This is a genomic window from Pelobacter propionicus DSM 2379, assembly GCF_000015045.1.
Classification (GTDB): domain Bacteria; phylum Desulfobacterota; class Desulfuromonadia; order Geobacterales; family Pseudopelobacteraceae; genus Pseudopelobacter; species Pseudopelobacter propionicus.
On the sequence record NC_008609.1, the window covers coordinates 3627060 to 3639986 of the forward strand.

Below are 12927 nucleotides of genomic sequence, written 5' to 3' on the forward strand. Positions count from 1 at the left end.
CGGTTCACGGCAGGTGCGTCGCCCCTACAGCGCCTTGACCGCCGCGATGTAGCGCTGGGCCCGCTCCTCGTAGTCGCGGAACATGTCGAAACTGGAGCAGGCCGGCGACATGAGTACCGTTCCGCCGGGAGCGGTGAGCTCCGCTGCCAGACTGACCGCTTCCTCCAGGGTCGCGGCCCGGCGGGTGTCGGTCAGCGTCCCCAGCTCCTCCTGCATGCGGCCGGCCGCCTCGCCGATCAGCACCAGATGGCGCACCCGCTCCCGCACCAGCCGCGAGAGCGGGGAGTAGGAGCCCCCCTTGTCCTTGCCGCCGGCGATCAGGGTTATGGCGTCGAAACTCTCCAGGGCCTTCTCCACGCTGCCCACGTTGGTGGCCTTGCTGTCCTCGTACCAGCGCACGCCGTTCAGTTCGCGCACGAACTCCATGCGGTGGTGCAGGGCCTCGAACTCGCGCACGCAGGCCAGGCTCTCGGTCGGCCGGCACTCCAGCAGCAGGCTACATGCCAGGGCGGCCATGATGTTCTCCAGGTTATGCACCCCCTGGAGGCGGAAGCCGGCGGTGGGGAAACGTTCCTCCCGACCGTTGTGACGCCAGACGATGAGCCCTTCCCGGTGGAAGATCCCCTCATCAAGCTCCTGTTTCCGGCTGAAGGGGAACAGGCACGCCCTGAGACCACGGCTATGCTCCATTACCAGCTCGTCGTCGGCGTTGACCACGGCGTAGTCATCCGCGGTCTGGTTCTCGAAGATGCGCAGCTTGGCCTCGATGTACTCCCGGTAGGAGGCGTAGCGGTCCAGGTGATCCTCGCTCAGGTTCAAAAGCGCGGCCACAGCGGGGCGGAAAGCTCTGATCCACTCCAGCTGGAAGGAGCTGATCTCTGCCACCACCCTCTCCACCGGTTCCGCGGACTCCAGCAGCTCGATCAGCGGATTGCCGATATTGCCCCCCACGAAGGTGCGAAAGCCGTTCTTGATGAAGATGTCGCCGGTGATGGTGGTGGCGGTGGTCTTGCCGTTGGTTCCGGTGATGGCCACCAGCGGCGCCTGGATGAAGCGGGAAGCCAGCTCTATCTCGCTGATGATCTCCACCCCTGCCTCGTGCGCCATGACCAGCTGCGGCAGGGTGCGGGGAACCCCCGGGCTGACCACGATCAGGTGGCTCTGCGTGAAGGTCCCGGCGTCGTGGCGGGTCAACTCCCGCCTGATCCCGCGCCCCTCCAGCAGGGCCAGCTGCCCCGCCAGGGCGGCCTCGTCGCGCATGTCGGTGACCGTCACCCGCGCACCCCGTGAAGCCAGGAAGCGGGCGCAGGCCACACCGGTCTTGGCCAGGCCGACCACCAGCACCTTCTTGTCGTTCAGTTCCATGCTTAAAAAAACCCTCTCTTCCGTCCCGGCGCTAGCGCATCTTCAGGGTGGAGATCGCCACCAGGGCCAGGATGATGGTAATAATCCAGAAGCGGACGATGATCTTCGGCTCCGCCACCCCCTTCAGTTCGAAGTGGTGGTGGATCGGCGCCATGCGGAAGATACGCTTGCCGCGGTACTTGTACGATCCCACCTGGAAGATGACCGACAGCGCCTCGATCACGAAGATCCCCCCCACGATGACCAGCAGGATCTCCTGCTTGGTGATCACCGCGATGGCCCCCAGGGTCCCTCCCAGGGAGAGCGAGCCCACATCCCCCATGAAGACCTCGGCGGGATAGGAGTTGTACCAGAGGAAACCGAGCCCGGCCCCCACCATGGCGCCGCAGAGAACGGCCAGCTCTCCCGCGCCCGCCACCCGCGGGACCTGCAGGTAGGCCGAGAGGGTGGCGTGACCGGCGACATAGCTGAAGAGCATGTAGGTGGCGGCATTGATGGCCACCGGACCGATGGCCAGGCCGTCCAGGCCGTCGGTCAGGTTGACCGCATTGCTGGCCCCCACGATCACCAGGGTAACGAAGGGGATGTACCAGAACCAGAGGTCGGGATGGAAGTTCTTGAAGAAGGGGACAAAGAGCTGGGCGTTGAATCCGGGCTTCAGGAACAGAAACGTCCCCACCGCGCCGGCCAGCAGGACCTGCCAGAACATCTTCTGCCGCGGGGAAAGCCCCTTGGGGTTCTTCTCCACCACCTTCTTGTAGTCATCAACAAAGCCGATCAGGCCGTAACCGATGGTTATGAACAGCACCGTCCAGATGTACTGGTTGGAGAGGTCGGCCCACAGCAGGGTCGGGATGACAATGGCCGCCAGGATCATCACCCCTCCCATGGTCGGGGTGCCCTGCTTCTGCAGGTGGGATTCCGGGCCATCGGTGCGGATCACCTGGCGGGCCTGCAGTCCCTCCAGCACGCGGATCACCCAGGGGCCAAGCACGAAGCAGACCAGGAGCGCCGTGATCATGGCATAGATGGTCCGGAACGTCAGGTATTTGAAGATGTTGAACAGCTTGACATCGCCGGCTAATGGATAGAGCAGGTGATACAGCATGGGTTACTCCGTATGTGCCCGAGCCCACCGTGGGGGCTGTGGCGCCAAGATTTACAAAAATCCGTTACGCTGTGGGGTCAGCCACAGGGGGCCGTCTCCCTAGGAACGTCCGGCCCCGGATCGCCTCGGCGACCTTTTCCATGCGCATGCCGCGCGATCCCTTGACCAGCACGAAATCTCCCGGACGCGCCTGACGCAGGATGCTGGCAGCGATCTCGTCGTGGTCCGGGATGCGCATGACCTGCTCCTCAACCATTCCGGCCGACAAGGCCCCCACCGCCGCGTGGGCCATCAAGGGGCCGCAGAGGTAGAGCCGGTCCGCCACCGCGGCGGCCCGTACTCCCAGGGCACGGTGCAGCTCCGCTTCGTTGCTCCCCATCTCCAGCATGTCCCCCAGGGCCACGAAGGCCCGCCCTCCCCCCTTCAGCTCCCCCAGGGTGGTCAGGGCCGCCTCCATGGAGGCGGGGTTGGCGTTGTAGCTGTCATCGATCAGCACCAGGCCGCCCACATCTTCCAGCTGGAAGCGTTTGTCGTAGGGGCGGAAGCGTTCCAGGCCACTCTGGATCAGTTCGGCCGCGATACCCAAGCCATGGGCGGCCGCAGCCGCTGCCAGGGCGTTATAGACGGCGTGCCTGCCGTATGACCACAAGACCACGGGAAGGACAATTTCTCCCAGGTGAAGCAGGAAGCTCTGGCCGCCGATTCCCAGCGAGGTGATCTCCGTGGCGCGCACGTCGGCGTCGCCCAGGCCGAAGGTGAGTCGCCGCACCCCTGGGGGTGATGGCTGTCCGGCGATCAGGGGATCGTCGGCATTGATGATGGCGCACCCTCCGGCGGGGAGGCGCAGCAACAGCTCTCCCTTTGCCCTGGCCACCCCTTCAACGCTCCCCATGCTCTCCAGGTGTGCGGGACAGGCGTTGAGCACGATACCGGTCTGGGGGGCGGCGACCTCGGCCAGGCGGTCGATCTCGCCCGGCTCGCTCATGCCCATCTCCAGCACGGCCCAGCCATGGGAGGCATCAAGCCTGAACAGCATCTGCGGCAAGCCGATCAGGTTGTTCAGGTTGCCGGCCGTCTTCAGCCCCGGTCCGGTCTGCTCCAGGATGGTTGCCAGCATCTCCTTGGTGGTGGTCTTGCCGTTGCTGCCGGTGATACCGACCAGCGGCAGGTCAAAGCGCCTGCGGTAGGCGGCTGCCAGGTCACCCAGGGCGACCAGCGTATCCACGACCCTGACAACGGTCAGTCCGGGGGGAATCTCCCCGTCGAAGCTCTGGTCAGCCAGCACGGCGGCAACTCCCTTGGCAGCCACCTGGGGGATGAAGTCGTGGCCGTCGAAGCGCTCTCCCCTAAGCGGCACGAACAGCTGGCCAGCCGCGACCGTGCGCGAATCGGTGGAGACCCCGCTCACCCGGGCCGACCGGTCACCCTGGAAGCCGCCCGCGGTGGCAGCGGCTATCTCCGCAATGCTGAACATCTACCCTTCCTTTTCCGCCAGCGCCAGCCTGGCCTCTTCGCGATCATCGAAGTGATGCTTCGTCCTGCCGATGATCTGGTAATCCTCATGTCCCTTGCCGGCCAGGAGCACGATATCCCCCGGTCGCGCCAGACGCACCGCCAGGCTGATGGCCTCGCGACGGTTCTCCAGCGACACGAACCCCTTATCAGCGCCTTCGGCCAACCCCTTCCCTGAGCGGTCCGCCAGTTCATCCACGCCGTACTCCCTGATCCCCAGAGGGGTAATGCCTCCCCTGATCTGCTCCAGGATGGAGAAGGGATCCTCAGTTCTGGGGTTGTCCGAGGTGACGATGGCCAGGTCGCTCATGCTGGCAGCGATCCTCCCCATGATCGGGCGTTTACCCGGATCTCGGTCGCCGCCGCAGCCGAAAACGGTGATGATACGCCCCTGTGCCAGTTCCTTCAGGGTGGTCAGCACGTTCTCCAGGGCATCGCCGGTGTGGGCATAGTCCACCAGCAGCGTGATCCCGCAGCGATTGTCCACCCGCTCCATGCGCCCCGGCACGGTGGCATGCCCTTCGATGCCGGCTCGGATCGCCTCCAGCGGCAGATCCAGGGCAATGCCGGCGGACACAGCCGCCAGGATGTTGGAGAGGTTGAAGCGCCCCAGCAGGCGCGATGATACGTCGATGGAGCCTTTGGGGGTGACCAGCCTGGCCCTTATGCCGTCAACACTCAGGGAGAGTTCCTCGGCCCGCACATCGCCCCGGCAAATTCCGTAGCCGATGACAGGGCAGGCGGCCCGGGCGGCAACCGTTGCACCCTGTTCGTCGTCCATGTTGATGGCCGCACGGCGCAACGGCTTATCCGCCGTCGGTTTCAGAAGCTCGCTGAACAGGCGCAGTTTGGCTTCCCGGTAGCTCTCCATGGTGACATGGTAGTCCAGGTGATCGCGGGTCAGGTTGCTGAAAATACCCACATCGAAGTGGCAGCCGTCCACCCGCTTCTGCTCCAGGGCATGGGAGGAGACCTCCATCACAAAGGCCTTGGCGCCGGCTGCGGCCAGTTGCGTGAAGGCGGCCTGCAACTCGGTGGATTCCGGTGTGGTGTGGGAAGCGGTGATGACCGTGTCGCCAAAGCGGTAGCTGATGGTGCCCAGCACCGCCGCCGGAATACCGGCCGCACGGAGGATCGCCTCGATCAGATAGGTGGTGGTGGTCTTGCCGTTGGTGCCGGTTATGCCGATCAGCGGCAGACGGGACGTGGGGTTGCCGTGGAATTCCGCCGCCATCCAGGCCATGGCGCTGCGCCCGTCCCTGACCCTGACCCAGGGAATGGCGGCAGGCGCACGGCTCTCGTCCTCCAGCACCACCGCGACGGCGCCGGCCTGCACGGCCGCCGGTATGAAGTCGTGGCCGTCCATGGCGGCCCCCCGCAGGGCAAAGAAGAGCGAATCCGGGACAATGCCACGCGAGTCGCAGGTCAGGGCCTTGATCTCCACTGCGCCATCGCCATGAAGGTCATGGCTGTCAAGCGCTGCCAGCAACTGGGTAAGCTTCATACGGTCTCCCGAAGGGGTGCAGTACGGGCGGACAGGCTCCCTCATGCCGAGGGTACGAACCTGATCCATACTTCGTCAACACTCCTGATAGGCTGCCCCGGAGGGGGGTTCTGTTCCATGGCGCGGCCGCTGCCCAACAGCCTGATGTTGATGTTCCGTTTTTCCATGACCTGCAGGACCCGGCGCATGCTCATGCCGTGGAAATCGGGCATGACCTCGCCGCTCACCGGCATGTCCAGCGCGTCCCCCTCGGACATGCTGTCCCGCTGTTCGGCTTCCCGGGACTTTGCCTCCATGGGGCCGGGTTTCCTGAGCGTGCCATTTTTGGGCAGGACCTTCAGATAGGCCAGGCTGTTGAGCGCGATACCGCGGAAGGCGGGCGCCGCCACCACGCCGCCGTAGGAACTGGTTCTGGGTTCATCGATAACCACCAGAATGGTCAGCCGCGGCCTGTCGGCGGGGATGAAGCCGATGAACGAGGCGGTCCGTTTTGAGGCGGAGTAGCGGCGGGTCACCGGGTCGGCCTTCTGGGCCGTGCCGGTCTTGCCGGCCACCCGGAATCCCTCCACGGCGGCATTGGTCCCGGTTCCCCCCTCGGCGGTGACCGTCTCCATCATCCTGGTGACCTTTGCGGCCGTATCGGCCGAAATTACCCGGCGCACCACCTGGGGGGTGAATCTCTGCAACTCGTTGCCACTGTCGTCCAGGATGCGCTCCACCACATACGGCTTCATCAGGTTGCCGCCATTGGCCACGGCCGAGATCGCCGTTGCCAGTTGAATCGAGGAGGCGGATATGCCCTGGCCGAAGGAGATGGTGGCCAGATCGATGCCATACCAGCGCTGCCTGCTGCGCATGTTGCCCGGCGACTCGCCGGGCAGATCGATGCCGGAGCGCTCGCCGAAACCGAAGTTGTGCAGATAGCGGGAGAGCCGGTCGCTGCCCAGCTTGAAGCCGATCTTGGCGGCTCCGATATTGCTGGAATATTTGAGGATATCCGATACCGACAGACGTCCGTAGCTGTGGGTGTCGTGAACGGTGTGGGTGGCGATGGTGTAGCTGCCGTTCTCGCAATGGAAGGCATCCGTGGGCCGGACCAGCCTCTCATTCAGGGCAGCGGCGATCAGAAATACCTTGAAGGTCGAACCGGGCTCGAAGCTGTCAGCAACGGCCCGGTTACGCAGTTCAGCATGGGAATAGCGGAAATAGGAGTTGGGGTTGAAGGTCGGGTAGTTGGCCATGGCCAGCACCCTGCCGCTGTCAGGCTCCAGCACCAGGGCCATGCCACCTTTGGCGCCGCTGGAGGTTACCGCCTGGGCCAGCTCCTTTTCCGTTATGTACTGGATGTTCTTGTCCAGGGTGAGCACGACGTTCTTGCCGGGGGACGAGCTCTTGACCAGTTCGGCCCGCGGGGCGATGTCGCGGCCCAGGGCATCCCGCTCCGTCACCAGCAGGCCGGTATTGCCCAAAATGACCGAATCGTACTTGAACTCCACCCCGTCCAGGCCATTGGGATCGATGCCGGTGAAACCGATCACATGGGCGGCAACTTCGGAATTGGGGTAGAAACGTTTCGTCTCCGGGGCAAAGCCGATGCCGCGCAGCTTGAGATTCCTGATTCTGGTCGCCCGCTCGGGCGGGATCCGCCGTTCCAGCCAGACAAAATTCCTGCTGTTGCGTATTTTCCTGACGATCTCCTGGCGGGGAACCTCCAGGAAAGGCGCCAAAGCCGTCGCGGTTGCCTCTACGTCCTGGATATGGCGCGCCTCGCCGTAGCAGGAATACATCTCCACGGACACGGCCAGGTTGTTGCCGTTGCGGTCCATGATGGCGCCGCGCCCCGGGGTGAGCGGTACGGAGCGCTGGTGCTGACGTTCGGCTCTCTTGACCATCTCCTCGTGCTGCAGGATCTGGAGCTTGAAGGCTTTGGCGCTGACAGCCATGAACAACAGGCCAAAGAAAAACCCGATGATGACTATCCGGGTCCTGGCCCATTTTTCACGGTCGTCTCTCATTTGACAATGATCACCTGCTGTTCGGTCGGAAGCGCCATGCCCAGTTCGTCCTTGGCGATGGTTTCGATGCGTGAGGGGGTGCGCAGGGAGGCAACCTCCAGCTTGAGCCGCTTCTGTTCCTGCTCCGCATCCTTGAGCTGGCGACTGATCTCGGCAATTTCCAGGTTCAGGTCGATCAGCTTGAAGCGCGACCAGACGTGAAAGACCGATACGATGGTCAACAGGACCATGCCGACCATGAGAGACCTGAACATGTCAAGCCGCTGAATGGACAGTCCCGCTCCGCCGATGGCGCGCGGCGCGGCTACCTTGCCGTACTCGGTTTTTGCCTGTGACATCTCTACCCTCCCTGCGACTGATGACCGTTTCCAGCTTCACTACAGTTTTTCCACCGCGCGGAGCTTTGCGCTGCGCGAACGTGGATTGTCCCGGAGTTCCTCCTCCGTAGCCGTTACCGGCCTTCCCGTCAGAACCCGCACCCGGGGTTGCCTGCCGCAGACACAGACCGGCAGGTTGCGGGGGCAGGTGCAGCCGGCGGCATACTCACGGAAGACATGCTTGACAATGCGATCCTCCAGGGAGTGGAAGGAGATCACCACCCCCCGCCCCCCCGGTTTGAGGCGATCGATGGCGCTTTTAAGCCCCCGTTCAAGGCTCTCCAGCTCATGGTTGACCGCTATCCTCAACGCCTGGAAGGTGCGGGTGGCGGGGTGCAGACGCTCTTCCCACTTTGCCTTGGGAATGGCTCCCTTGATGATGTCCACCAGGCGCAGGGTGTTCTCAATGGGGGCCTCGCTGCGCGCCCTGACGATGAAGGAGGCTATCCGTTTTGCCCAGCGTTCTTCGCCGTACTCCCTGATGATCCGTTCCAGCTCATGCTCCGGCAGGCGGTTCACCAGGTCAGCAGCCGTTTCTCCGCTGTCGCCATCCATGCGCATGTCCAGCGCCCCCTCCTGCTGGAAGCTGAAGCCGCGTCGGGCCGTGTCAAGCTGGTGCGAGGAGACCCCAAGATCGAGGACAAAGCCGTCAAGGGCGTCAACTCCCAGGGAGTCCAGCCTTGTGGCGATGTCCGCGAAGTTGCCATGCAACAGCCGGACAGCATCTCCGAAGCGGGAGAGGCGCTCAGCGGCCGCCTTCAAAGCCTCCAGGTCCCGATCCATGCCGATCAGGGTTCCGCCGCCCGGAGCGCAGCGCTCGGCGACCAGTGCCGCGTGCCCGCCGCCACCCAGGGTTCCGTCCAGATAGCAGCCGCCGGGGCGGGGGGAGAGGAAGCGTAGCACTTCCTCCGGCATGACCGAGAGATGCTGGAAGCCGGCCATCTAGAAACCGATCGCCGTCAAATCCGCAGGAAGGTTCTGCTCATCCTGGTCATTGACTCTGTCATAGGTGTCCCTGCTCCAGATATCGAAGCGCCCGTCCATGCCCACGAACCACAGCTCTCGCTCCAGTCCGGCATGGCTGCGCAGCGAAGGGGGGATCAGCACCCTGCCCAGCTTGTCGGCCAGGCATTCCACGGCCGGGTTCAGGAACTGGCGCTTGATGCTGTCCAGTTGCGTCGAGGTGTAGCCCCCCTCGTTGGCCAGGGCCCTGCGCTTGATATCGTTCCAGGCGGAGAGCGGGTAGACCGAGAGGCCGCGGGCATACCGTTCACCCCCCAGGCTGATCGGTCGGGCCTTGGTCATGACGAAACGCTCGTCAGCAAAAGCCTGGACCAGTGCCTCGCGGAATCTGGCCGGTATGCAGGTCCTTCCCTTGCTGTCGATGGTGCTGGGATGTTCTCCACCGAATATGGCGTCTTTATCGGGCACTCTTCCACCATTTTCCACTTTTTTCCACAGTGCAAAAAAATATAACGGTGGCCAATACGTGTGTCAAGACAAAAAGCCGAATTACCTAAGGAATTTCCCACAAAAAAACCTTCCCCACTCAGGGGAAGGTTTGTGATTTCACGCTGCTTGGGGACTCTATTTTTTTCTTCTGTCCGCCAGCGAGACTACCTTGGAACTGCCCCCCTCCTGACGCGGAGCCTTCTGTTCCCCATCCAGATCCTCCTCGTGGGGCGAATCCTCCACCACGGGAGAAACCACCAGCTCCATGCGGAGGGGGGTGCCGCCCATGGTGAAATCGGCCCCCTCCAACTGGTATTCGTCCAATATCCAGGTAAAGACCTGCAGCGGAAAGGTAAAGACCAGCAGGCGCACCTGCCACCAGCCTGGCTTGACGTCGGGAGTTATGGCATCGATTCGGGCGTAGAATCCCGGCTTGTTTTCAACGTGGACAAGAACGATGTCATTGATTGTCGCCATTTCGTATCCTTATGGAGTGGAGTAGTGGATTCCCGGATAAGCATGGAGAGCTCCCCGGACCGGGACATCAATCGGGCTATCCGTCACAGCTGAGCATGAGCGCCCGGCCTGCCCGGCATGCCAGCAGGTCATCCGCCATGGCGACCGCGCCCCGCAACTCCCGTTCGCAGACATTGAAGCGATCCCTGCTGCACGGTTCCATGCGGTCATCAACCAGCTCACAGTTGAATATCAGACAGGTCAGGGATCTGAAACGGGGCGGCATGAGACACCCTTCGGCCCCGCCATAGGGACAGAGCGGCGCCTTGTCGAAATCAGGCATGACCGGCGCCACGCCGGCGCTGCGATAGGCCACGAGGTCCAGCACGCTGACATGGTACTTGCCGTTCAGGCAGCAGCGGCCGCCGCACTCACGGCAGATGTGGGCGCTTCCCGCCGCGGACGAGAGCTGGAACAGCTCCTCTTTGAGCCCCATGATCAGCTCGAGCAGGCAATCGAGACGTGCCCTGGTGGCAGGGGAAAGCCGGTCGTAGTTCGCCTCCGCCGCTTCCTTCGCCCGCCGCCATATCTGTCGATCCTCCACGCAGCCTCTCCATCGCCCCGCATTCGTAAAAAATTGGCTGAAGCAGTCCGTAAGCCGGGTTCTGTTCCCGGGTCGGGTTACCCCTTCCCGGGCGACGGCCATTCATCTGGGTCTGCCGTTACCGGCAGCCTCAAGCAACCAACCCGGAGGCACGGGCGGGCCACCCTTGACGCCCCCCTATTAGGTCTTGCTCCCGATGGGGTTTACCTGGCATCCACCGTCACCGATGGACCCGGTGAGCTCTTACCTCACCCTTTCACCCTTACCTGCGCGTGGCAGGCGGACTTCTCTCTGTGGCACTTTCCCTGGGGTCACCCCCGCTGGACGTTATCCAGCATCGCGCCCTGTGGAGCCCGGACTTTCCTCCCCCGATACCTCGGCGGCGGCCGTCTGTCCTGCTTCAGCCAAACTGAAAAACATCTTCCCCGGCTAGCCCTGATTCAGCTTCAAGATCAGCACCCGCTGGCAGTGGGGGCAGCTGATCAGCTCATCGGCCCGGTAGAGGGTGTTGAAGAGCTGGGGAGGGAGATTCATGTTGCACCCCAGGCAGTAGCCGTCACGGGCAAAGGCAACCGCCTGGCCGCTACGCTGCTGGCGAAGCTTGGTGTAGCGCTTCATCAGGGTAACGGGCAGCTCTTTGGTGATCGCCTCGCGACGGGCAGTATCGGCATCGATATCCTTCTGCAAGGCATTGACCTCTGACTGCTTCTCATCGCGGCGCTGGGAGGAATTCTGCTCCAGCTCCGCAAGCAGGGCGGACTTGGCGGCGATCTCAGCGCTCAATTCATCCACCTTGGCCACCTTCTGCAGAATCTGCTCTTCCAGCTCGGCGGTCAGCTTGCGGGCGCTGGCGATCTCGCGCCCGACAGCCTGGAACTCCTTGTTGGTCTTGATCTCCTTCATGTTGGTTTCGGAACGCTGGATATTGTCCTGCTCCGTGATAAGGCCGGTCTCAAGTTCCTGTTTTTCCTCCGTCAGCTGGGCGACCTGGGTATTCAGTTCGGCCAGCTCCTCGCGGGCGACGTCAAGCCCCTGCTCGATGACGTTCAACTCGGCGTGCAAACCGCTCTGGGCCTTTTTCAGCACATCGATCTGAGTGTCGATCTCCTGCAGTTGCTCCAACATCTCAAGTTTCTTTTTCAAAACAGCGTCCTCCCAATACTCTTTATTTGTGTCGCGCTTCCTTAGGTACTCTGACTCACACAGCGGAATGGATCGTTTTCAACGCAACAGGGCACGACGCCGCATTCCGCATATCCCGCCTCGGCAAGCATCCGGCCAAGCCGTTCGGTCACCCCGTCCACCATGATGATCTCGGTGGCAAAATGGCCTGCATCCACCAGGGCAAGTCCCAGATTCTCCGCATCACGGGCGTCGTGATACTTGATATCGCCGCTCACCAGCACGTCGGCGCCGGCCCGCACGGCCGCCCGCATCAGCGAGGCACCGCTGCCGCCGCAGAGGGCCACCTTGCTCACCCGTGCCTCCGGATTCCCCACAAAGCGCAGGCCCGGCGCCGCAAGATCCCGGCTGAGCCGCTCCGCAAAGCCGGCCAGGGAAACCGCTTCCGGCAAGCGGCCGACCCGTCCCAGGCCAAGCTTGCGCCCCTCGTTGAGCAGCGGGTAGATGTCATAGGCCGGCTCCTCGTAGGGATGGGCGGCCAGAAGGGACTTGATTGCGCGCGGGAGAGCGGCCCGGTCCAGGAGCAGCTCCAGGCGCTGCTCATCAACCATCTCCCGGGAGCCGACGGTCCCGACGAAGGGGTGCGCTCCATCCAGTGGGGTAAAAGTTCCCTGGCCGGGGGCGGCAAAGGAGCAGCCGCTGTAGGCACCCAGCTTCTCGCTGTGGGGCAGGAGCGCCAAGCGCAACCGCTCCAGATGCTCGCCGGGAACATAGACCGCCAGTTTGACCAGTTCCCGCACGGACGTCACCTGGAGCGGCGAGCAGGCGGAAAGGCCGATGCGCCGTGCCAGCAGGTCATTCAGGCCGCCTTCGGCGCAATCGTAGCTGGTGTGCATGCTGATAATGGAAAGACCGCCGCGAATGGCGGCATGGATGCACGCCCCCTGGGGGGTAGTTGCTGATATGGATTTCGGAGCGTTGAAGATCAGGGGATGGTGGCTGATGAGGAGCTGGCAGTCGCAGGCAAGGGCCGATTGGATGGTAGCCATGGTGGCGTCCAGGCTGACCATGATTCGTGACACCATGGCCGACGGGTCGCCCAGCTGCAGACCGGAGTTATCCCACGACTCCGCCAGACCCGACGGAGCCATTTTCGCAATAATTCCAACTATATCTGAGATCTTTGGATTTTTCATTCGCTACAAAGAAAAAGAGTGCAACCTTTCGGTGTGCACTCTTGAGCATGTGATAACATGGGTCGCCCCGTCTCTCGTTTTGCCGGCATCCGGCGACTCTTCCTTGCGATAAAATGGTGGGCCCACCAGGACTCGAACCTGGGACCAACCGGTTATGAGCCGGTGGCTCTAGCCAACTGAGCTATAGGCCCTTGGGAGTCAGTCATGTTAAATCAG

12 protein-coding genes, 1 tRNA gene and 1 other RNA gene are annotated in these 12927 nt (G+C 63.0%); all 14 read right to left on the bottom strand.

Features of this window, described 5'->3' with window-relative positions; all coding sequences use genetic code 11:
- Window positions 1-24 precede the first annotated feature (24 nt).
- The 14 genes from murD to PPRO_RS16450 all read right to left on the bottom strand — a co-directional run bounded on the left by murD (window position 25) and on the right by PPRO_RS16450 (window position 12902).
- Window positions 25-1365 carry a UDP-N-acetylmuramoyl-L-alanine--D-glutamate ligase gene (gene murD, locus PPRO_RS16390; RefSeq protein WP_011737101.1) on the bottom strand — a complete coding sequence of 447 codons (1341 nt, stop codon included), beginning with the start codon at window positions 1363-1365 and terminating at the stop codon, window positions 25-27.
- 31 nt (window positions 1366-1396) lie between these two features.
- Window positions 1397-2473, bottom strand: a complete 1077-nt coding sequence (gene mraY / locus PPRO_RS16395; RefSeq protein ID WP_011737102.1) for a phospho-N-acetylmuramoyl-pentapeptide-transferase — start codon at window positions 2471-2473, stop codon at window positions 1397-1399.
- 64 nt (window positions 2474-2537) lie between these two features.
- Window positions 2538-3947, bottom strand: coding sequence for a UDP-N-acetylmuramoyl-tripeptide--D-alanyl-D-alanine ligase (locus tag PPRO_RS16400; protein WP_011737103.1), 1410 nt, complete (start codon window positions 3945-3947; stop codon window positions 2538-2540).
- Complete coding sequence (locus PPRO_RS16405) at window positions 3948-5489, bottom strand: UDP-N-acetylmuramoyl-L-alanyl-D-glutamate--2,6-diaminopimelate ligase (protein ID WP_041532388.1); 1542 nt, start codon at window positions 5487-5489, stop codon at window positions 3948-3950.
- Window positions 5490-5530: 41 nt separating this feature from the next.
- Window positions 5531-7504 carry a penicillin-binding protein gene (locus tag PPRO_RS16410; protein WP_011737105.1) on the bottom strand — a complete coding sequence of 658 codons (1974 nt, stop codon included), beginning with the start codon at window positions 7502-7504 and terminating at the stop codon, window positions 5531-5533.
- Complete coding sequence (gene ftsL, locus PPRO_RS16415) at window positions 7501-7842, bottom strand: cell division protein FtsL (protein WP_011737106.1); 342 nt, start codon at window positions 7840-7842, stop codon at window positions 7501-7503. Before ftsL ends, PPRO_RS16410 begins: the two co-directional genes overlap by 4 nt.
- A gap of 39 nt (window positions 7843-7881) precedes the next feature.
- Window positions 7882-8823 (bottom strand): 16S rRNA (cytosine(1402)-N(4))-methyltransferase RsmH, encoded by a 942-nt coding sequence (rsmH, locus tag PPRO_RS16420; RefSeq protein WP_011737107.1) that lies wholly within the window; start codon window positions 8821-8823, stop codon window positions 7882-7884.
- Window positions 8824-9312: a division/cell wall cluster transcriptional repressor MraZ gene (gene mraZ / locus PPRO_RS16425; RefSeq protein ID WP_011737108.1), complete on the bottom strand. Its 489-nt coding sequence runs from the start codon at window positions 9310-9312 to the stop codon at window positions 8824-8826.
- Between the two features lie 156 nt (window positions 9313-9468).
- A complete protein-coding gene (locus PPRO_RS16430; protein WP_011737109.1) occupies window positions 9469-9810 on the bottom strand; it encodes a hypothetical protein in 342 nt (113 codons plus the stop codon).
- A gap of 76 nt (window positions 9811-9886) precedes the next feature.
- A complete protein-coding gene (locus tag PPRO_RS19800) occupies window positions 9887-10393 on the bottom strand; it encodes a hypothetical protein (protein ID WP_011737110.1) in 507 nt (168 codons plus the stop codon).
- A 35-nt stretch (window positions 10394-10428) separates the two neighbouring features.
- Window positions 10429-10795, bottom strand: an RNA gene (gene rnpB / locus PPRO_RS19865) — RNase P RNA component class A.
- 27 nt (window positions 10796-10822) lie between these two features.
- Entirely contained in the window at window positions 10823-11536 is a 714-nt protein-coding gene (locus tag PPRO_RS16440; RefSeq protein WP_011737111.1) for a zinc ribbon domain-containing protein, read from the bottom strand.
- A gap of 41 nt (window positions 11537-11577) precedes the next feature.
- The gene (locus tag PPRO_RS16445) at window positions 11578-12711 is read right to left on the bottom strand and encodes a Nif3-like dinuclear metal center hexameric protein (protein WP_011737112.1); all 1134 of its coding nucleotides are present in this window, start codon (window positions 12709-12711) and stop codon (window positions 11578-11580) included.
- 114 nt (window positions 12712-12825) lie between these two features.
- Window positions 12826-12902 (bottom strand) — tRNA-Ile (locus PPRO_RS16450).
- Window positions 12903-12927: the final 25 nt, after the last annotated feature.